This window comes from Microbacterium murale (assembly GCF_014635185.1).
GTDB classification, from domain to species: domain Bacteria; phylum Actinomycetota; class Actinomycetes; order Actinomycetales; family Microbacteriaceae; genus Microbacterium; species Microbacterium murale.
The window spans coordinates 1239225-1258838 of record NZ_BMCM01000001.1 but is presented as its reverse complement, the minus strand read 5'-3'; the positions used below and the strand labels follow the sequence as shown (position 1 = coordinate 1258838).

The window sequence follows — 19614 nt, the reverse complement described above, 5'->3', positions numbered from 1 at the left end:
GCCTTTCTCTCAGTGGATGTGCACTCCGGACAGGAGCGCACGGGTTGCGCGTCGGATTCGCGCGGAACGGGTCCGGCTCAGCGCCTGCTCCGCCAGGAATTGGCGATGGCCGCGAGCAGCAGCACGCCGCCGACGACCATCATCTGGATGTAGGCGGAGATGCTGAGCAGGTTCAATGCGTTGGAGAGCACGCCGAGCAGGATCACGCCGAGGGCGGTGCCGATCATCGTGCCCCTGCCGCCTGCGAGCGAGGTGCCGCCGATGACGACCGCAGCGACGGCCTGCAGTTCGAGCGTGAGTCCCGCGGTGCCTGGGCTGGCGGCGCCCAGGCGCCCGAGCAGCATGACGCCGGTGATGCCGGCGAGCAGGCCCATCAGGGCGTAGAGCGTGATCTTGCGCGCAGCCACAGGGATGCCGCTGAGACGTGCGGCGTCCTCGTTGCCGCCGATCGCGAAGGCATCACGCCCGAAGCTCGTGTACTTCAGCGTGAGACCGAGCGCGACGCAGATCACGATCGCGGCGATGAGGAGATACGGGATGCCGCCGAGCTCGGCGACGCCGAAGGTGCTGAGGTCAGGGCCGGCCGAGACGCTCATGCCGTTCAGGATGAACAGCGCCAGACCGTCCAGCAGCGTGGCGGCGGCCAGGGTCGCGACGAAGGGTGCGACCCTGGTGAACGTCACCACGAGCCCGTTAATCAGACCGACGACCGTTGCCGCGATGATGCCGACCAGCACTGCGATCATCGTGGGCGTACCATTCGTCACGAGCTGCGCGACGAGCGCCATCGTGACCACGGCATTCGACCCCATCGAGAAGTCGATGCCGCCGGAGATCATCAGCACGGTCAGACCCGCGGCGATCACTCCCATCACGCTCACCTGTCGCAGCACGTTGATGAGGTTGGGGGCGGTGAGGAACACCTCGGAGCCGATGGCTGTGATCACGATGACCACCAGCAGGACGATGAGCAGTCCGCCGTGACCGCCGAGGCTGAAGCGACGCTTGGTCATGGCCTGCAGGGCGACCGTTGCGGTCATCGTGGATCGGACGTCGTTGTCAATCACGGGAGGTTCCTCCTACGGTGAGGGCGACGAGTTCGTCGCGGGATGTATCGGCGACATCGAGCACCGCCGTCGGGCGGCCCGCGCTGACGACGACGACACGGTCGGCGAGACGCTGGACCTCCGCGACATCCGACGAGGCGAGAAGAACCGCCGTGCCGCGCGCCGCAAGAGCGTCGATGAGGTGATGGATGTCGGCCTTGGCGTGCACGTCGACGCCATTGGTGGGGTCTTCCAGGAAGCACACCCGAGGATCGCCGTCGAGCCATTTCCCGAGCAGCACCTTCTGCTGATTGCCGCCGGAGAGCTGGCCGACCGGCGGATCGGCCTGGATCGTGCGCACGCCGAAGCGGTCGCGGATCACCGTCGCGCGTGCGCGCAACGCCTTCCAATCGACCCAGGGGCGACCCGTGCGACGATCGATCGCGAGCACGATGTTCTCATTGATGCCGAGGGCACCGATCAGTCCGTTCGCGAGGCGGTCGCCGGTGACGCACCGCAGTCCGCTGCGCAGCGACTGCGCGACGCTGCCCCACGCCACCTGGCGGCCTTCGACTTCGAGCGTTCCGGTATCCGGCCTCGCAGTCCCGGAGAGCAGCGAGAACAGTGCCGACTGCCCATCGCCCGCAGGACCGAGCACCGCGACGACTTCGCCGGCGCGAACCTCGAGCGAGAGGTCCCGCAGCCGGGTTCCGTCATTGACGGCATCCAGTCGCAGGCGCGTCTCGCCCCATTCACTGCGCGCCGCCGGACGCTCGGATTCGACATGCTCGCCGGCGATGGCATAGACGAGCGATCCCATGTCGAGTTCGGATGCGGGCACCGTGAGCTGACGGCGTCCGTCGCGGAGCACCGTGACGCGGTCGGCGATGTCGAGGATCTCGTCGAGGTGGTGGGAGATGTAGACGATCGCGGTGCCCTGCGCGCGGAGGCGGCGGACGAGATCGCGCACCTGCTCGGCGGCCGCTCCCCCGAGGGATGCCGTCGGCTCGTCGAGGATCAGTACGCGGCCGCCGCGGCGGACTTCTCGGGCGATCTCGACCATGGTCTGTTCTGCCGCAGTCAGCGCTCCTGCCGGCATCCGCTCGTCGATGTCGAGTCCGATGCTCTGCAGCGTCTCGCGGGCCTGCGATCGCACGGCCTTCCACCCGACCCATCCGCCCCGGCGAGGAAGGTCGCCGAGGAAGAGGTTCTCCGCGACCGAGAGATCGAGCACGAGATCGCGCTTCTGCGGAACCGTGGCGATGCCCTGCTCGCGCGCACGGCGTGGTGTCAGCCCCGACAGCTGTTCTCCGTCGAAGCGGATCTCACCGCCGTCAGGGTTGTGTGCGCCACTGAGCACGCCGACCAGCGTGGATTTTCCGGCACCGTTCATTCCGACCAGCGCGTGCACCTCGCCGGGGCGCACATCGAAGTCGACGTCACGCAGTGCCGCGGCACCGCCGAAGGACTTGGAAACGCCTGCCAGCGCGAGGATGGGCATGCCCGTCGTCTGCGCCTGAGTCGAGTCGAGACTCGTCATCACCACACTCCCTGCTTCGTCGCAGTTGGCTCACCGGCCGTCGTCGGCCGGATCGGTGTGTTCTGAAATCAGAAGAACATTTCAGAACATATATATGTAATCATATGTTCTACGCCAGGGCGAGACCTTCGGAGAAATCCGTGCGACGAACCCCGACATCTCCCCGCGAAGACGCGCGGAGCCTGGAACCACGAAGATGTAGGTGAGAGAAATGGCCAGAAAGATTCTCGTAGTCGGCGGCGGCATCGGCGGGCTCTCCGCAGCGATCGCCCTCCGCCAGGAAGGCCACGAGGTCCACGTCGTCGAGCGCTACCCCGACGCCCACGCGTCCGTGTTCGGCGTCGGCATCATCCAGCCGATCAACGCGCTACGCGCCCTCGATGCTCTCGGGTGCGCACAGGCCTGCATCGATGCCGGCTACCCCGCGAAGGCCTGGGGTGCGATGTACGACCACGACGGCAACTTCATCCGCGACATCCATGGCACGCCGATCGAGAGCAGCACGCTGCCGCCGATGAACGGCGTCACGCGGCCGAAGCTGCACGAGATCCTCACGGCGCGTGCTCTCGAGATCGGCGTGAGCATCCAGTACTCGACGGCGTTCGAGACCCTGGAGGAGCGGGCGGACGACGTGCTCGTCACGCTCGAGGGCGGCGCGCAGATCACGGCCGACGTGGTCGTCGGTGCGGACGGCGTGCGCTCGAAGGTGCGCGGCTATGTGCTGGATGCCGAGTTGCAGCCGCGCTATATCGGGCAGTCCGCCTACCGGCAGAACATGCCTGCACTGCCGGAGATTGATCGCATCATCCTGCAGGACGGCCCCAGCGGCATGGCCGGATTCGTGCCGATCGGGCCCGACCTCGCCTACATGTTTTTCAACAAGCCGATGGAGCGCGGCGAGCGTCCGGCGACCGAGGACCTCCCCAAGGCCCTGCGCAAGGAGCTGGAGGGTTTCGGAGGTCTTGCCGGCCGTTTCCGTGACGAGTTCCTCAGCGAAGATCCGGCCGACATCGTGCTGCGTCCGGAGGAGTCGCTGATCGCTCCCGCGCCGTGGCACCGCGGCCGCGTCATCCTCATGGGCGATGCCGTGCATGCGATCACCCCGCACCTCGGGCAGGGGGCGGCGCAGGCGATCGAAGACGGCGTCGTGCTCGGCGAGGTGCTCACTGCGCACGACGATCACGAGGCGGCGTTCGAGGAGTTCACCGCTCGCCGCTTCGAGCGCTGCAAGCTGATCGTCGAGACGTCCCTGAACATCGGCGAGTGGGAGATGGGCCGCCTGCCCGACTTCGACAACGTCGCTGCGACCATGCATGTGCTCAAGGAGATGGCCAAGCCGCTCTGACCTGCCCCTCACACTCCAGGTGCCCGGCCGAGGGTTCGCCTCCTTGGACTTCGGCCGGGCTCCTGGTCCTTCTCCGTCTGTCGCGTCTTCGCCGATGCGACTCGCCGATAAGCTGGCCTCCCATGGTGAATCCGGCATCCACAGCCCACTCCGACGTGAGCACCGCCCTGCGCGAGCTCGCGTGGGCGATCCACCGGACTGCTCCAGAGCGTGCCGGGGTCGGACCGATCCCTACGACCGAGATCGCGCTGCTCAAGCAGGTGATCGACAACCCTGGTTCGACTGTCGGGGATCTCGCGGCCGCTCTCGGGCTGCAGCAGCCGAACGTCAGCACGGCGATCCGCGTGCTCGTGGCGCGAGGATTCATCACCAGGGAGAAGAGCGAAGAAGACCGCCGGGTGTCGCTCCTCTTCCCGACCCCGCTCGGCGTCTCCGAGCACACCGCGATCTCCGAGGCGTGGTCGAGCCCGGTGGACGCCGCCCTGGAAGAGCTGTCCGCGAAACAGCGCGCCGCTCTGGATGCCGCGACCGAGGCCATCGTGGCGCTGCACCAGAGCCTTCGGCGCGCGTCGACGGACTGACGACCCACGCCCCCCTGGGTACGCTCGACAGATGAGCACGCACATCGCCGCCGGGCCCGGTCAGATCGCCCCCATCGTCCTTTTCCCCGGCGACCCGCTGCGCGCGAAGTGGATCGCTGAGACGTTCCTCACGGATGCGCAGCTCTATTCGGAGACCCGCGGGATGTTGGGATTCACGGGCACCTGGAACGGGCACCGCGTCTCCGTGCAGGGGTCGGGCATGGGCCAGCCGTCCATGGCGATCTACGCCACCGAGCTGTTCAAGAACTACGACGTGCAGACGATCGTGCGGGTCGGATCCTGCGGCGCGCTGACGGAGCGCCTCGCCGTGCGTGACATCATCATCGCGAACGGCGCGTGCACCGATTCCGGCATCAATCGCGTGCGGTTCAACGGGCTCGACTACGCACCCGTCGCCGACTTCTCGCTGCTGCGCGCAGCCGTCGAGGCGAGCGAGCAGATGACGCTGGAGTCTGCCGTGCACGTAGGCCTGCTGTTCTCGAGCGATCAGTTCTACAGCACTCGCCCTGAGCTCACCGAGCCGTTCGTCGCCCATGGCGCTTTGGGCGTCGAGATGGAGACGAGCGGGCTGTACACGCTGGCGGCGCACTACGACCGTCGAGCGCTGAGCATCTGCACGGTCTCCGATCACATCGTCACGGGCGAGGAGACCACGGCGCAGGAGCGTGAGCAGACCTTCGGCGACATGATCGAGATCGCCCTGCGCGCGGCCACCGCCTGACGCGCCGGCGCCCCGATGCCCTAGATCAGACGGGGCCGTTCCCGCACGTCCAGGACCCCGCCCGGCTGGGTGACCGGAGCGGACAGCATCCCGGCGGCGGCGTCGATGAGGAAGTAGCCGACCTTGATCCAGCTGCCGCGGTGAGTGCCCGCACTCATCTGCGCCTCGTACTCGGCGCACACCCCGAGCACGAGGTGGCCGACGATCCCGGAGCGCGCACGCATGATGGCATCCGACACGCCATCGACCTTGGCAGTCAATGACCTGAAGTCGCCGCCCACATCGAGGGCGTCGACCGATTCCTCCAGCACGGCGACCGCCGACGGCACCGCACGGATCTGTGCGAGGAACTGCGCCCGCCAGCTCGGGCGCGGCAACGAGTCCAGCACCTCCACCAGGGGCAGCAGCCGGCATCGGATGACGTCATGCACGGTCGGTTCGGCACCGAGTTCGGCCACGAGCTCCTCGCGCCGGGCGGCCATCGGCACCGTGTGGCGCAGGAGCATCGCCCGGATCAGATCCTCGCGTGTTCCGAAGTGGTAGGCGATCGCCGAGTGATTTGCCGAACCGGCGTGCTCGGCGATGCTCCGATTCGAGACCGCGTCTATGCCGTGCTGAGCGAATAGCTCCTCCGCCGCATCCAGCAGCGCCTCACGCGCGCGATCACTGTGCTGACCCAAGCCACCCTCCGAATGTATGTGAGTTCACTGTGACATAGCGCTCTCGATTTCACGTTTTTACGTCACGTGTCTTAAATTTAGTCTAGCCCACGATCAACGGTGATCTCCAGGACAGCAACATCACGTCAGGAGCACGATCGTGACCAACCCTCCCCTCTCTCGCAAGGAAGCCCGCGAAACGGGCATGCCATCCGAGACCGGCACATCCCCGGAGGCTGAAGAGACGGTCGCGGACGACTCCGTGACGGATGAGGCCGCAGCGACCGCCGCCGCGGCGAAGCGCGCCAAGGCGGAGATGATCGGACGCACGGCGGCGGTGTTCATCATGCCGCTCATCATCGTCGGCATGATGATCACCGGGTACCTGGCCACGATGCACTCGCCCACGCCGAACGACATGCCCATCGCAGTGGTCGGATCTGCATCCGCCGCCGATTCCTTTGCCGACGCGCTGACGGCCTCCGACGAGGACGCGGTTGAAGTCGAGGTCATCGACACTGCGATGGAGGCGCGCCAGCTGGTGATCGACCGCGAGGCCGTCGCCGCCGTCGTGATCGACGGCGACACCGCCACGCTCTACACCGCCACGGCGGCCGGAGCATCTCAGGTCAGCACCGTCACATCGCTGGTGACGCCCATCATCCTCGGCGAGGGCCTCACGGTCGTCGCCGAAGACCTCGTGCCCCTGCCGGACAACGACATGTCCGGCCTCGGCGCGATGTTCCTCGCCACGGCCCTCGTGATGGCCGGGTACCTTCCGTTCAGCGTGCTGCGTTCGAACTCGCCTGAGCTGCTGAAGTTCCGTCGGATCGTGCCCCTGCTGGCCGGATGGGCGGCACTCATCGCCGCTCTCGTGTGGGTCGTGACCGGCCCGATCATGGGCGTCGTCACCAGCGAGCACTATCTGGGTGTGCTCGGCGTCGCCTGGCTCGGCGTCTTCGCGATCAGTTGCGTGCAGCTGTTCATCACCCGCCTGTTCGGCGCGCTCGGGGTGATCGCCGGCATGTTCCTGTTGATGGTGCTCGGCATGCCCGCATCGAACATGAGCATGTCGATGTACACGATGCCCGACTTCTACCGTGTGCTGCACGAATTCCTGCCGATGGCGGCCATCGGCGAGTCGATGCGATCGATCCTCTACTTCGACGGCACAGGTCTCACCGGACACCTGCTCGTCCTCGCGATCGGCGCTGTCGTCGGGCTCCTTGCGACCAAGGCGTACGACGCGACGCTCGGTAAGAAACATCCTGAGGGCGTCGCGATGGACGTCAACGTCCCGTCACTGCACGGCGGCGCCCGGCCGAAGAACAACTTCTGGCGTTATGCCTCACTGATCTTCTTCCCGCTCGCCATGGTCACGATGATGATCAGCCTGATGCTCGGTGCCATGCACCAGCCGACACCGAAGGACATGCCCGTTGCGGTGGTCGGATCGACCATCGAGCAGGCCGAGCAGACCATCACCGGCCTTGAAGAGAACATGGATGGGCTCTTCGAGTTCACCGCGTACTCGACGGATGCCGCCTCCGACGTGCAGGTCATGATCGAGGACCGTGACCTCGTCGCCGCCCTCGTGCTGCCCTCGCAGAGCTCCCCCGAGTTCACCCTGTTGGCGAACCAGGCCGGCAGCTCGAGCGCCTACCAGGTCGCGGTGCGCGTGTTCACGCAGATCGCCGATGCGCAGCAGATGCCGCTGAAGATCGACGACGTCGCACCGCTGCCCGACCGCGACAGCCAGGGCATCGTGACGATGTACCTGGCGATGGGGTGGATCCTCGCCGGATTCATGGTCGTCGTCGTCGGAGCGAACGCGGCGCCGGCCACCCGTCCACTGCGTCGGATGCTGCCGCTCACAGCCGTGTACGCTCCGTTCATGTCAGCGGTCATCTGGCTGATCGCCGGTCCCATCACCGGCTCGGTCGACGGGCAGTTCTGGCCGCTGTTCGGCGCAGGCGCTGTGGCGATCTTCTGCGTCGCCATGTTCGCGATGATCTTCGAGCGGCTGATCGGGATGCTGGCGGTGATTCCCGCGGTCGGCATCCTGATGTTCCTCGGGGTGCCGGCATCCAACGGCGCGTTCTCGATGTACATGGCGCCGGAGTGGTTCCGCGCGCTGCACGACATCCTGCCGTTCCCCGCGGCTGTGGAGGCAGCACGATCGATCCTCTACTTCGACGGCGACGTCGTGGCCCACAACCTGCAGGTGCTCGGTCTCTGGGGGCTCGTGTCGCTGGCGATCGTGTTCGTGATCGATTCGCTGAAGACCGTGCGCACTAGGCACGACTTCGGCGACTTGGCTGTGATCGTTAAGCCGGATGCGCTCGATGCGCTCGATGGGGAGGCTGTCTTCGAGGTGGATGCGGAGGCCGTCTTCGAGGCCGAGGCGGATGCCGAGGTCGAGGCGCGTCAGCCCGAGCCTGCTCTGAGCTGATCCTTCGCCAACGGCATCCGATCGGCCGACTCGTGACATCACCGCGCCGCCGATGAGACGACGTCGCGGTGCACGAGGAACTCCTCCCAGGTCTCCTTCCCCCGCGCCGCGGTTTCGTCGGCGAGGTTGCCACCTGCCCGGTACGCGCGGCCGATGGCGCCGGGCAGGCGGATCGGCAGCAGCCGGTGCGTACGCCCCCGCGCTTCGTCGAAGGCACGCACCATGTCGCCGATCTCCCGCACCTGCGGTCCCGCGAGATCTACCACTCGCCCGGCCGGCGCCCCGAGGGTGAGCTCGGTCAGCCGCGCGGCGACCTCATCGACGCCGACGGATTCAAAACGCAGTCCGCGAGGAGCGATCCGCATCTTGGACAGCGCCTTCACCATCGGCAGCGCGAAGTCGTGCAGCTGCGCAACGCGCAGCACCGTGAACGGGATGCCCGAAGTCTCGAAAGCGTGCTCGGCATCGGCCTTCATCCTGAAGTAGCCGATCGGCATGCTGCCGGCGCCGACCACCGAGATGAGCACGAGATGCCGCGTCCCGGCACGCTGCGCCGCCGCGACAAGATTCCGCGCCGCGACGTCGTCCCCCTTCGCTCCACCCGCGAGGTGCAGAACGGTCTCGACGCCGTCGAGTGCCGCGTCGAGTCCCGTCCCCTTGACGGTGTCGCCTTCCGCATACTCGATCCCCTGTTCGGCCGTTCGCGATTGCCTGCTGAGGATGCGGATCTCGCTACCAGCAGCGCGCAGCAGCGCAACGGTGCGCCGTCCGATGTTCCCGGTGCCTCCTGTGACAAGAATGGGAGTGCTCATGTTCGTCGTCCTTTCGCCTGTCGCACCGACCTGTCACGTTTCGGTCGGTGCATCCGTCGAGATCTTGACGATCGACGATGAGGAGATGTGACATGGACGACGAAGAACTCGCAGAACGCTTCGAACTCGCCCGCCCACGCCTGCGGGCCATCGCGACGCGACTACTCGGGTCGAGCGCGGATGCGGACGACGCCGTCCAGGAGACGTGGTTGCGTCTTGCCAGATCGGATGCTGCGACGATCGACAACCTCGATGCGTGGTGCACGACCGTCGTCTCCCGCATCAGCCTCGACATGCTCCGCGCGCCACGATCGACCCGCGAACGCTCGTGGAATGTCGAGCCGTGGCGTGATGAACCGGTCGACCCTGCGCCGGATCTGGCCGATCTCGTCGACCGGTCGGATCGCGTGAACGTCGCCCTGCTCGTCGTCCTGGATGCTCTGACCCCAGCAGAACGGATCGCCTTCGTTCTGCATGACGTCTTCGGTCAGCCGTTCGACGAGGTCGCCGATGCTGTGGACCGCTCGCCGGCAGCCGCCCGCCAACTGGCATCGCGAGCACGGCGACGGCTGCGCGAAGCATCCGCACCTGCGCGCGCTGATCGTCACCGCGGACGCGCACTGGTGGAGGCGTGGCTGGCGGCGGTGCAGGAGGGAGACCTCGATGGCCTCCTGAGCCTGCTGCATGTAGACGCCACCCTGCACGCCGACTACGGCACCCGCACCCAGACGCTGCATGGCGCCGACGAGATCGCCGCACAGGCCGTTCTCGCCGCTCGCCTGGCCGCCCACTCGACTCCGGTGCTCATCGACGGGCTGCCCGGCGTCGCCGCGACGTTCGGGGATCGGATCGTCTCGCTGATGACCTTCGAGGTGGCCGAGGGACGGATCGTCGCGCTGGAGGTGCTCGCCGACCCTGCTCGTCTGCGCCGAGCCCCGCGGTGAGGGATGATCGAAGGACCATGACTTCCTCCGCGCGCCTCGATCCGACCTCCCTGCGCGACCCGTCCGGGGCTGTCGACCCGGATGCCGTCTACACGGCGTTCGTCGAATGGGCAGAGGCCGGCGGCATCCAGCTGTACCCCGCCCAGGATGAGGCGGTCATCGAGATCGTCTCGGGTCAGAACCTGATCCTGTCGACTCCGACCGGCACCGGGAAGTCGCTCGTCGCCGTCGCCGCGCACTTCGCCGCGCTCGTCGACGGTCGCCGCAGCTACTACACCGCGCCGATCAAGGCCCTCGTGAGCGAGAAATTCTTCGCACTCGTCGACACCTTCGGACCAGAGAACGTCGGCATGATCACGGGCGATTCGTCAGTGAACGCGGATGCTCCGATCATCTGCTGCACGGCAGAGATCCTCGCCAACCTCGCTCTGCGCCACGGCCCTTCGGCGGATGTGGGCCAGGTCGTGATGGACGAGTTCCACTTCTACGCCGACCCGGATCGCGGGTGGGCGTGGCAGGTTCCGCTGCTCACGCTGCCGCAGGCGCAGTTCATCCTGATGTCGGCAACGCTCGGCGATGTGACCGCGCTGGCGTCGGATCTCACCCGCCGCACCGGCCGAGAGACGGCGACGGTCACCGGCGTCGAGCGACCCGTGCCGTTGCACTTCTACTACGAGCTCACCCCGATCCACGAGACGGTCGAAGACCTGCTCACCACCGGTCAGGCGCCCGTCTACGTCGTGCACTTCTCACAGGCCGCCGCCATGGAGCGCGCGCAGGCGCTGTCGAGCACGAAGATCGCGACGCGTGAGCAACGCGACCAGATCGCGGAGCTGATCGGCGAGTTCCGTTTCACGACGGCGTTCGGCAAGACGCTGTCCAAGTTCCTGCGCGCGGGCATCGGCGTGCATCACGCCGGCATGCTGCCCAAGTACCGGCGCCTCGTCGAGCAGCTCGCGCAACGCGGGATGCTGCGCGTGATCTGCGGCACCGACACGCTCGGCGTCGGCATCAACGTGCCGATCCGCACGGTGCTGCTCACCGCGCTGACGAAGTTCGACGGCACGCGCATGCGGCAGCTCAATGCCCGCGAGTTCCATCAGATCGCCGGTCGCGCTGGCCGGGCCGGCTTCGACACCGCCGGCACCGTCGTCGCCCAGGCGCCGGAGCACGAGACCGAGAACGCCGCACTGATCCGCAAGGCGGGCGACGATCCGAAGAAGAAGCGCAAGATCATCCGCAAGAAGGCCCCGGACGGCTTCGTGTCGTGGGGCGAGCCCTCTTTCCGCAAATTGATCGACGCCGAGCCGGAGACTTTGACCTCGCACATGCAGATCACGAGCGCGATGATGCTCAACGTGATCGGCCGCGGCGGGGACGTGTTCGGAAATATGCGCGCACTGGTATACGACAACCACGAACCTCGAGCAAGGCAGCGGATGCTGGCGCTCCGGGCGCTGGGAATCTATCGGACGCTGCGGGAATCGGGGATCGTCGAGCAGTCAGCGGATGGCACGATCACCCTCACCGTTGACCTGCAGCCGAACTTCGCGCTGAACCAGCCGTTGTCGCCGTTCGCGTTGGCTGCCTTCGAGCTGCTGGATCCGGATGCCGCGACCTTCTCGCTCGACATGATCTCGATCGTCGAGGCGACGCTCGACGATCCTCGTGCGGTGCTGAGCCAGCAGGAATTCCTCGCGCGCGGCGATGCCGTCGCGGAGATGAAGCGCGAGGGCATCGAGTACGACGAGCGCATGGAGCTGCTCGAACAGGTCACGTACCCGAAGCCACTGGAAGAGCTGCTGGGCGCGACGTTCGAGACGTACAGTGCTGCGCAGCCGTGGATCCGTGACTTCGAACTGCGTCCGAAGGCCGTCGTTCGCGACATGTACGAGCGCGCCATGTCGTTCGGGGAATATGTCGCGTACTACAAGATCGCGCGGTCAGAGGGCGTCGTGCTGCGATACCTGTCGGATGCCTATCGCGCGGCATCGCAGACGATCCCGGAGGATCTGAAGAACGAAGACCTGCGCGACCTCATCGAGTGGCTCGGCGAACTCGTCCGCCAGGTCGACTCCTCGCTCCTGGATGAGTGGGAGGAGCTGCGGGCCGGCACCGACAACGGCGTCGTCGATCTCGATGCGCTGAAGGCAGCCGAGCACCTCGAAGAGCCGATCGTTCCGCCAGCGCCGAAGCGCCTCACGAGCAATGTGCGCGCGTTCCGCATCCTGGTGCGCAACGAGCTTTTCCGCCGTGTGCAGCTGGCCGCCCGCGAAGACGTGGATGCTCTTGCGGCGCTCGATCCCGCTTTCGGCGAGGACGGCTGGAACGACGCACTCGACGCGTATTTCGCCGAGCACGACGAGATCCTCACCGGCTCAGATGCCCGCAGCTCGAAGCTGCTGCTGCTCACCGAGGGGGCGAGCAACTGGACCGCGCGTCAGATCCTCGACGACCCCGCCGGCGACCACGACTGGGGCATCTCCGCGACGATCGATCTCGCAGCATCCGATGAGGCGGGCGAGGCGGTCGTGACGGTGACCGGGGTGGATCGGCTCTAGGCGCGCGCCTCCGGACGGACGATCCGCGAGATGACGTGGAGCGGCGGGTCGATCGGATTCTCGGGCTCCATATCGCCTTCGCCGACGCGGCGGAATCCAGCCCGCTCCAGGGCACGCCACGACGCCGTGTTCCCCGCGACCACTGGCACGATGATGGCCGGGCAGTCGGGGTAGCTCGACCAGGTGTCGGCGACGATCGCGCGGATGACCGCTGTGCCGAGACCGCGCCCCGTGTGTGCCGGATCTGCGACGAAGTAGTCGATCGTCACCGCACCGGCCGGAACATCGACGATCGCGCCGAGTTCGCTGAAGTCCTCCGCGTAGTCCTCGATGCGCGAACGCTGCACGAGCGCCTCTGGTACGCCGTCCACCGACACGAGCAGGTCCTCCCCTGCCTCCTCACCGCGGGTGCCAGGTCCGAAGTCGCGGCTCACACCCTCCGGAGTGAAGTCGTGGTTCCAGTACCGGTGCACATGCGGCCGCGTCAGCCAGTCGGAGAGCAGCGCGAAGTCCGCCTCGACGATCGGGCGCCAGGCGATCGCCTCCGGCATCCACGTAGAACCGTCGCTCACGACGGGGACCGGCCGGAGTCGACCGGCGTCTGCTGGTAGAGCGCGAGCCGCCACTCACCCGCGCGTCGCACGTACGTGGTCGCCATGAGGGCGACGAACGGCTCCGCCTCTGCACGGAACGCCCGCCCGGTGTACAGCAGGGTCGCCGCGCCGTCGGCGAGAGGGAGCAGCCGCGGCTCGATGATCTCGTACCGTTCCCACGGCGGAGCATCCGCCAGCGACGCGATCACCTGCGTGCGATCCATCGACAGCCCCGACGCCAGCAGCATCGCGCCGTCTTCGGTCATGAGCGCGCCGTAGACGTCGCTCCCCGTCCCGTCGCACAGCGAACGCCAGCCCTGGTGCTCGAGCTCCAGCAGCTCCTCGATCTGCTCAGTCATGCCGCTATGCTCGCTCGCCTCACGGCGATGGGCAACCCCGTCGCGCCAAGACACCATGCGTTCAACCGTGCATGCGCGGGTCCTCGGTCGGATCCGAGTACGCCGGCGGACAGCCTGCGTCGACGGCATCCGGGCGCAGTTCGTAATGCCATGATTCGTTGCCGTAGATCTGGCACAGCCCGTACCGCGCGCCGTGCTGGGCGAGCCAGTCGGTCGACGTGAGCGGACCGATGTCGACGGCATCCCCGGAGACATGCGCCGAGGTCTGCGCCGTCGCGACCCAGCGCGCCGCCTCCGCCTCCGAGCCGTAGTCGTCGACCGCCGCGCGCAGCAGAAAGCTCTGGTACTCCGGGGAGCGCCAGCCGCTGTTGATCTCGAAGTCGACACCGTCTGCCCCGGCATCCGTCGCCGCCCTGCGCAGCGCATCGAGCAGTTCGGGGTTCAACCGGGTCACGGCCGGCGCCTGCTCGTCGAACACCGACAGCCCCTCGCCCTCGGCGATGTAGCCGTGCTCCGAGGTGAGGACGGAGCCCGTGTCGCCGACCGGATCGAACACGACCGGCTGCCCGGATCCGCCGGCGATCTCCGCGAGTGACCGCGAGCCGTTCGACACCACCAGCACCAGAGCGATCACCAGCGCGATCAACGTGACGACGAGCGCGGCCACGGCGCGACGCTGCCTGCGGCGGACCTCGGGGGATGAAGTCGACGGAGGGACGAGCACATGCGTGGTTCTCATGCCTCCAGCGAACCCGGCGAGCGGTTGCAGGCCCGTATGCGTTTCTTCATATGCTCCCGATATGCGCGGGTGCGTAGGATTTCTGCATATGAGAGCCCGGTATATGAGAGCCGCACCGTGCGCGTACTGATCGTCGAGGACGAGCCCTACCTCGCCGAAGCCGTACGGGACGGGCTGAGGCTCGAGGCCATCGCCGCCGACATCGCCGGTGACGGTGACACCGCGCTCGAGATGCTGAGCATCAACTCATACGATCTCGCCGTGCTCGACCGCGACATACCCGGCCCGTCCGGCGATGAGGTCGCCCGATGGATCGTCGACTCCGGCAGCGGCATCCCGATCCTGATGCTCACGGCCGCCGACCGCCTCGATGACAAGGAATCCGGATTCGAACTCGGCGCCGACGACTACCTCACCAAGCCGTTCGAGTTGCGCGAGCTCGTGTTACGGCTGCGTGCGCTCGACCGGCGGCGCACGCACGTCCGCCCGCCGGTGCACGAGATCGCCGGCCTCCGCCTCGACCCGTTCCGCCGCGAGGTGTATCGAGATGACCGCTACGTCGCGCTGACCCGCAAGCAGTTCGCGGTGCTGGAAGTGTTGGTCAGCGCTGGAGGCGGAGTGGTCAGCGCCGAAGAGCTGCTCGAGCGCGCGTGGGACGAGAACGCCGACCCGTTCACGAACGCCGTGCGCATCACGGTCTCGTCGCTGCGCAAGCGCCTCGGCGAACCCTGGCTGATCCTGACGGTGCCGGGCGTGGGGTATCGGATCGACACGGATGCCGCCGATGGCTAGGCGCCGCGGCATGAGCGCGCGACTGAAGCTCACGCTCAGCTACGCCGGATTCCTCATGATCGCGGGAATCCTGCTCCTGGCGGTCGTCAATCTGTTTCTGCTGCGATACATCCCGGATGTTCAGATCAACGCGAACATGCGCGTGCCCAACCGCTCCGATCTGGTGCGCGCATTCGTCCCGCGCACGATCGCGGCGCTCGCCTTCCTGCTCGCGCTCGGCCTGATCGGCGGCTGGTTTCTCGCCGGTCGGATGCTGGCGCCACTGACCCGTCTCAACGAGGCCGCCCGTCTGGCGGCAGAGGGATCGCTTTCGCATCGCGTCGACATGCCGGGCGCGAAGGATGAGTTTCGTGACCTCGCGGACGTGTTCGACACGATGCTCTCGAGGCTCGAGGCACACGTCGAGGAGCAGCAGCGCTTCGCTGCGAACGCCTCGCACGAGCTGCGGACGCCGTTGGCGATCTCGCAGACGATGCTCGAGGTCGCTCGCGAGGACCCCGAGCGCGATGTCGACGTGCTCATCGACCGTCTGCAGAACGTCAACGCGCGGGCGATCGCCCTGACCGAGGCGCTGCTCCTGCTGGCCAGGGCCGACCGTGGCACGTTCACGCGCGAGCGCGTGGAGTTGTCGCTGCTGGCGGAAGAGGCGGTGGAGAGCCTGCATCCGCTCGCCGATCGGTGCGGCGTGACGCTCGACATCCGCGGCACCACCGCCGCCGTCAACGGGTCTCCGGCGCTGCTGCAGCAGCTCATCGTGAACCTGGTCCACAACGCGATCGTGCACAACGTCGCGACCGGCGGCAGCGTCGAGGTGCGCACCGAGATGACTCCTCACGGCGCGGTGGCAGTGGTCGAGAACACCGGAGAGATGATTCCGGCGCATCTTCTCGCCATCCTGCGGGAGCCGTTCCAACGCGGTGCGGGCCGCTTCCGGAGCAAGGATGCCGCCCACGCGGGTGCCGGCCTCGGCCTCGCGATCGCCGAGGGGATCACCCGCGCCCACGGCGGGACTCTCGAGTTGGCGCCGCGCGACGGCGGCGGGCTGGTCGTCACGGTGCGACTGCCTGTCGAGTGAGAGGTCACGCGGTGGCGCGCAGCATCCGCTCGCCGACTGCGCGAAGCGCCTCTCGCACCTCGTCGCCTTCGAGCACCTCGAACTCGATCCCGCTCATGCCGATGTAGAGCGCGAATTCCTCCGGCGAGCGCGACCCCGCGGTGAGGATGCTGGTGTCATCGCCGTCCGCGACGACCTCAGCGACGGTGGGGTCGAAGTGCTGCGACACGACCTCTGCCGGGGCGTGCATGCGCAGTCGAGCCCGGTAGGGGTAGGGGGCGGTGGTGATGCTGCGGGTCGTGAACTCGCGGAGCGCGTCGTCGGGGATGTCGCGGCGCGGGAACTCCTCGCGAAGGTGAACAGGCCGGCGGATGCGGTCGACGCGCAGCGTGCGCCATGCCTCATGCTCCGGCACCCAGGCGATCAGGTACCAGCGCTCGGCGGTGTGCACGATCCGATGCGGCTCGATGACGCGCTGTACGTCGACGCCGTCGTGACGCGTGTAGTCGATGCGCAGCCGCATCCGCCCGGCGATGGCCGACGCCGCGGCGGTCACGACACCCAGGTCGATGTCCGGCGTCGCTCCAGCGGCGAGCGGCACCATCGCCTGCTCGACCTCGGCGATCTGCTGTCTGGTCGCCGGCGACAGCGACTGCTCGAGCTTCGCGAGTGCCCGTGCCGCGGCATCCTCCATTCCGGTGACCACGCTGCCGGTCGCCGCCCGCAGTCCGACGGCGATCGCGACGGACTCATCCGGTGCGAGTGCGAGCGGCGGCACCTCGGCCCCCGCTCCTAGTCGGTAGCCGCCGTGCCGCCCGCGGGTCGCCTCGATGCCATAGCCGAGCTCGCGCAGATCATCGATGTCGCGGCGCAGCGTGCGGTCACTCACCTCGAGACGATCGCGCAGTTCGGAGCCGCTCCACTCGCGGCGTACCTGAAGCAGCGAGAGGAGGGCGAGCGTGCGGCCGGTGGTGCGAGTCATGGCTTCATCCTCATTCTCTATCAGGACACATTATGGCCTTTTAGATCGAGAGGATGAAGTCATGAACACGAACGAGACCGTCCAGCCCTTCCGTATCGAGATCTCCGACTCCGCCGTCGCAGACCTCCGCTCGCGACTCGTGAACGCACGGTTCGCACCGCCGCTTCCGGTCGACGACCGCAGCACCGGCATCCCGTCTTCCGAATTGCAGACCCTCATCGCCCGCTGGGCTGACCACGACTGGCGCGCGACCGAAGAGCGGCTCAATGCCCTGCCGCAGATCATCACGAACATCGACGGGCAGAACATCCATGCCGTGCATGTGCGGTCACCGCATCCTGACGCGACGCCGCTGCTGCTGATGCACGGCTGGCCCGGATCGTTCCTCGAGTTCGAGCAGCTGATCGGCCCCCTGACTGATCCGGTCGCGCACGGCGGAGAAGCATCCGACGCATTCGATGTCGTGATCCCGTCGCATCCGGGTTTCGGATTCTCGATGCCGTTGGTCGGCAGCGACTGGAAGCCCGGTGACATCGCCGTGGTGATGCTCAAGCTGATGACCCGGCTCGGCTACGACCGCTTCGCGGCGCAGGGCGGGGATGTGGGCGCGGGAGTCGCTCCGGAGATGGGGCGCCTCGCGCCCGACCGAGTGATCGGCGTGCACGCGAACGGATCCGTCGGCTCATTCGTCGGGGAAGTCGACGAAGCGACCGCGGCGACGCTGACCCCGATCGAGCTGGATCGCATGCGCCGGGTCGGCGAGTTCATGCAGAAGGAGTTCGGTTACATCGCCATCCAGTCGACGCGGCCGGCGCTCATCGGCGCGATGACGGCGGACAGTCCTGTCGCCCAGTTCGCGTGGATCCACGACAAGTTCCAGGAGTGGACGCACCCCGCAGATGTGCCGGTCGCCGACCTCATCGGCGAGCAGTTCCTGTTCGACAACGCCTCGTTGTACTGGTTCACCGCGACCGGCGGATCGGCGGCGTACGTCGGGTATACGCAGGATGCCGGCTGGGGCGAGGAACCTTCCAACTCCGGAGTGCCTACCGCGGTGATCGTGTTCGCGCACGACGTCGGCCTGCGCTTCGCCGAGGAGAAGGCGAACAACATCGTCCGCTGGACGGATGTCGAGGGTCGTGGTGGGCACTTCGCCGCCTTGGAAGAGCCCGAGATGCTGCTGGCGGACGTGCGGGAGTTCTTCCGCGAGCTGCGCTGAGCGCGACTTTTGTCGGACACCTTGGGGGTCGGAATTACGAATGTCGGACTGATCGGCGAAGATCGTCCGACATCCGTGAATCCGACCCCCAGAGTGTCGGCCGGATTCGCCGGCGCTTCAGGCGACCTTGGTACCGCGCGTCGCGGCGAGCTCCTGCCCGTACACACGTGCCGACTTCTCGGCCTCGTCCTTCAGCTCGTTCGCGACATCCGTGAACGCATCCATCGCCGGGTTGACGCCGACGAGGGTGAACGGGCGCTGCACGACGCGCAGGTCGAGGCCCCAGACGTCTTCGAGCACGCGGCGCAGCCAGCCGGTGGAGTGATCCCAGCCCTCCTTGGGCGTACCGGGCGCGTAGTTGCCGCCCAGCACGGTGACCAGCGTCGCGGGCTTGCCGTTCAACGCGGTGCCCTCCGGGTCGATGCGGGGATCGGTGTAGGCGAGGTCGAACCAGGTCTTGAAGTGCTGGGAGACGCCGTAGTTGTACAGCGGCACGGCGAACAGCAGGGCGTCGGCGTCGATCAGCTCGTCGGCGACCGTGGTCGCGAGGGCGCGGGCCTCGTTCTGCTGCGCGCTGCGCTGGTCTTCTGCCACGAACTTCGACGTGACAGCATCCGCCCACACCGTCGCCGGAACCGGGTCGGCCGCGAGGTCGCGCCTGGTCACGATCGAGTCGGGGTGGGATGCCGTCCATTCCGCCTCCACGAGATCGGCGAGCGAGCGGCTGGCGGATGTGGCGGGGAGGATGCTGGCATCCAGACGGAACAGGGACATGCGAGACCTTTCGTTTTCGGAGTCGCTAGGTTTTTCTTAGCGACTTGCGTTAACGTAGCACAGGTATGATGGGGGCATGGCCGAGGCCGAGACCGAGATCCAGATGTGTGACGCCGCAGTCACGCTGGCGTTCAGCGTGCTCGGAAAACGCTGGAACGGCATGATCGTGTCGACCCTCGGCGGCGGACCTTCGACCTTCGTCGCCCTGCGCCGCGCTGTCGCCGGCATCAGCGACACCGTGCTCTCAGACCGACTCGCCGAGCTCACTCAGGCGGGACTCGTCGCCCGCACCGTCGACGCCGGCCCTCCGGTCACGGTGTCATACGCGCTGACTGCAAGCGGCGAGGGGCTGCTGCCCATCCTCAGCCAGCTCGGCCAGTGGGCGTCAGCGAACCTCGAGGTCCCCGCGCACTGAGTGGC

Annotated in this window: 19 protein-coding genes; 10 read left to right on the top strand and 9 right to left on the bottom strand. The window is 67.3% G+C overall.

Annotation, left to right across the window (positions count from 1 at the left end; translation table 11 throughout):
- Positions 1-77: 77 nt before the first annotated feature.
- Together IEV67_RS06130 and IEV67_RS06125 are read right to left on the bottom strand one after the other, a co-directional pair.
- A complete protein-coding gene (locus IEV67_RS06130; RefSeq protein WP_229702795.1) occupies positions 78-1067 on the bottom strand; it encodes an ABC transporter permease in 990 nt (329 codons plus the stop codon).
- Positions 1060-2586, bottom strand: coding sequence for a sugar ABC transporter ATP-binding protein (locus IEV67_RS06125; RefSeq protein WP_188435624.1), 1527 nt, complete (start codon positions 2584-2586; stop codon positions 1060-1062). The genes IEV67_RS06130 and IEV67_RS06125 overlap by 8 nt, the downstream gene beginning before the upstream one ends.
- A gap of 211 nt (positions 2587-2797) precedes the next feature.
- On the opposite strand from IEV67_RS06125, the gene IEV67_RS06120 reads away from it, so the two are divergent.
- From IEV67_RS06120 to deoD, 3 genes are all read left to right on the top strand, one after another.
- Positions 2798-3931: an FAD-dependent oxidoreductase gene (locus tag IEV67_RS06120; RefSeq protein ID WP_188435623.1), complete on the top strand. Its 1134-nt coding sequence runs from the start codon at positions 2798-2800 to the stop codon at positions 3929-3931.
- 122 nt (positions 3932-4053) lie between these two features.
- Positions 4054-4512, top strand: a complete 459-nt coding sequence (locus IEV67_RS06115; RefSeq protein ID WP_229702793.1) for a MarR family winged helix-turn-helix transcriptional regulator — start codon at positions 4054-4056, stop codon at positions 4510-4512.
- Positions 4513-4543: 31 nt separating this feature from the next.
- Complete coding sequence (deoD, locus tag IEV67_RS06110; protein WP_188435622.1) at positions 4544-5254, top strand: purine-nucleoside phosphorylase; 711 nt, start codon at positions 4544-4546, stop codon at positions 5252-5254.
- A gap of 20 nt (positions 5255-5274) precedes the next feature.
- Here deoD and IEV67_RS06105 read toward each other — a convergent pair whose 3' ends face one another.
- Positions 5275-5934: a TetR/AcrR family transcriptional regulator gene (locus IEV67_RS06105; protein ID WP_188435621.1), complete on the bottom strand. Its 660-nt coding sequence runs from the start codon at positions 5932-5934 to the stop codon at positions 5275-5277.
- Positions 5935-6073: 139 nt separating this feature from the next.
- Between IEV67_RS06105 and IEV67_RS06100 the strand changes: the two genes are divergently transcribed.
- The gene (locus IEV67_RS06100) at positions 6074-8365 is read left to right on the top strand and encodes an ABC transporter permease (protein WP_188435620.1); all 2292 of its coding nucleotides are present in this window, start codon (positions 6074-6076) and stop codon (positions 8363-8365) included.
- 38 nt (positions 8366-8403) lie between these two features.
- On the opposite strand, the gene IEV67_RS06095 is transcribed toward IEV67_RS06100, so the two are convergent.
- Positions 8404-9177 (bottom strand): SDR family oxidoreductase, encoded by a 774-nt coding sequence (locus IEV67_RS06095; protein ID WP_188435619.1) that lies wholly within the window; start codon positions 9175-9177, stop codon positions 8404-8406.
- Positions 9178-9269: 92 nt separating this feature from the next.
- On the opposite strand from IEV67_RS06095, the gene IEV67_RS06090 reads away from it, so the two are divergent.
- Positions 9270-10121 (top strand): sigma-70 family RNA polymerase sigma factor, encoded by an 852-nt coding sequence (locus tag IEV67_RS06090; RefSeq protein ID WP_188435618.1) that lies wholly within the window; start codon positions 9270-9272, stop codon positions 10119-10121.
- Between the two features lie 17 nt (positions 10122-10138).
- Positions 10139-12682: a DEAD/DEAH box helicase gene (locus IEV67_RS06085; RefSeq protein WP_188435617.1), complete on the top strand. Its 2544-nt coding sequence runs from the start codon at positions 10139-10141 to the stop codon at positions 12680-12682.
- Here IEV67_RS06085 and IEV67_RS06080 read toward each other — a convergent pair.
- The 3 genes from IEV67_RS06080 to IEV67_RS06070 all read right to left on the bottom strand — a co-directional run bounded on the left by IEV67_RS06080 (position 12679) and on the right by IEV67_RS06070 (position 14373).
- Complete coding sequence (locus tag IEV67_RS06080; protein WP_229702791.1) at positions 12679-13254, bottom strand: GNAT family N-acetyltransferase; 576 nt, start codon at positions 13252-13254, stop codon at positions 12679-12681. The two genes, IEV67_RS06085 and IEV67_RS06080, sit on opposite strands and share 4 nt — an antisense overlap.
- Positions 13251-13634, bottom strand: a complete 384-nt coding sequence (locus IEV67_RS06075) for a DUF4440 domain-containing protein (RefSeq protein WP_188435616.1) — start codon at positions 13632-13634, stop codon at positions 13251-13253. The genes IEV67_RS06080 and IEV67_RS06075 overlap by 4 nt, the downstream gene beginning before the upstream one ends.
- A 61-nt stretch (positions 13635-13695) precedes the next feature.
- Complete coding sequence (locus IEV67_RS06070; protein WP_188435615.1) at positions 13696-14373, bottom strand: M15 family metallopeptidase; 678 nt, start codon at positions 14371-14373, stop codon at positions 13696-13698.
- A 117-nt stretch (positions 14374-14490) separates the two neighbouring features.
- On the opposite strand from IEV67_RS06070, the gene IEV67_RS06065 reads away from it, so the two are divergent.
- Together IEV67_RS06065 and IEV67_RS06060 are read left to right on the top strand one after the other, a co-directional pair.
- On the top strand, positions 14491-15165 hold the full coding sequence (locus tag IEV67_RS06065) for a response regulator transcription factor (RefSeq protein WP_188435614.1): 675 nt from the start codon (positions 14491-14493) through the stop codon (positions 15163-15165).
- 10 nt (positions 15166-15175) lie between these two features.
- Positions 15176-16240 (top strand): sensor histidine kinase, encoded by a 1065-nt coding sequence (locus IEV67_RS06060; protein WP_306440978.1) that lies wholly within the window; start codon positions 15176-15178, stop codon positions 16238-16240.
- 4 nt (positions 16241-16244) lie between these two features.
- On the opposite strand, the gene IEV67_RS06055 is transcribed toward IEV67_RS06060, so the two are convergent.
- A complete protein-coding gene (locus tag IEV67_RS06055; RefSeq protein ID WP_188435612.1) occupies positions 16245-17201 on the bottom strand; it encodes a helix-turn-helix transcriptional regulator in 957 nt (318 codons plus the stop codon).
- A gap of 61 nt (positions 17202-17262) precedes the next feature.
- On the opposite strand from IEV67_RS06055, the gene IEV67_RS06050 reads away from it, so the two are divergent.
- Positions 17263-18420 (top strand): epoxide hydrolase family protein, encoded by a 1158-nt coding sequence (locus IEV67_RS06050; protein WP_188435611.1) that lies wholly within the window; start codon positions 17263-17265, stop codon positions 18418-18420.
- A gap of 117 nt (positions 18421-18537) precedes the next feature.
- On the opposite strand, the gene IEV67_RS06045 is transcribed toward IEV67_RS06050, so the two are convergent.
- Positions 18538-19194: an FMN-dependent NADH-azoreductase gene (locus IEV67_RS06045; RefSeq protein ID WP_188435610.1), complete on the bottom strand. Its 657-nt coding sequence runs from the start codon at positions 19192-19194 to the stop codon at positions 18538-18540.
- 76 nt (positions 19195-19270) lie between these two features.
- Between IEV67_RS06045 and IEV67_RS06040 the strand changes: the two genes are divergently transcribed.
- Positions 19271-19609 carry a winged helix-turn-helix transcriptional regulator gene (locus IEV67_RS06040; protein ID WP_188435609.1) on the top strand — a complete coding sequence of 113 codons (339 nt, stop codon included), beginning with the start codon at positions 19271-19273 and terminating at the stop codon, positions 19607-19609.
- Positions 19610-19614: the final 5 nt, after the last annotated feature.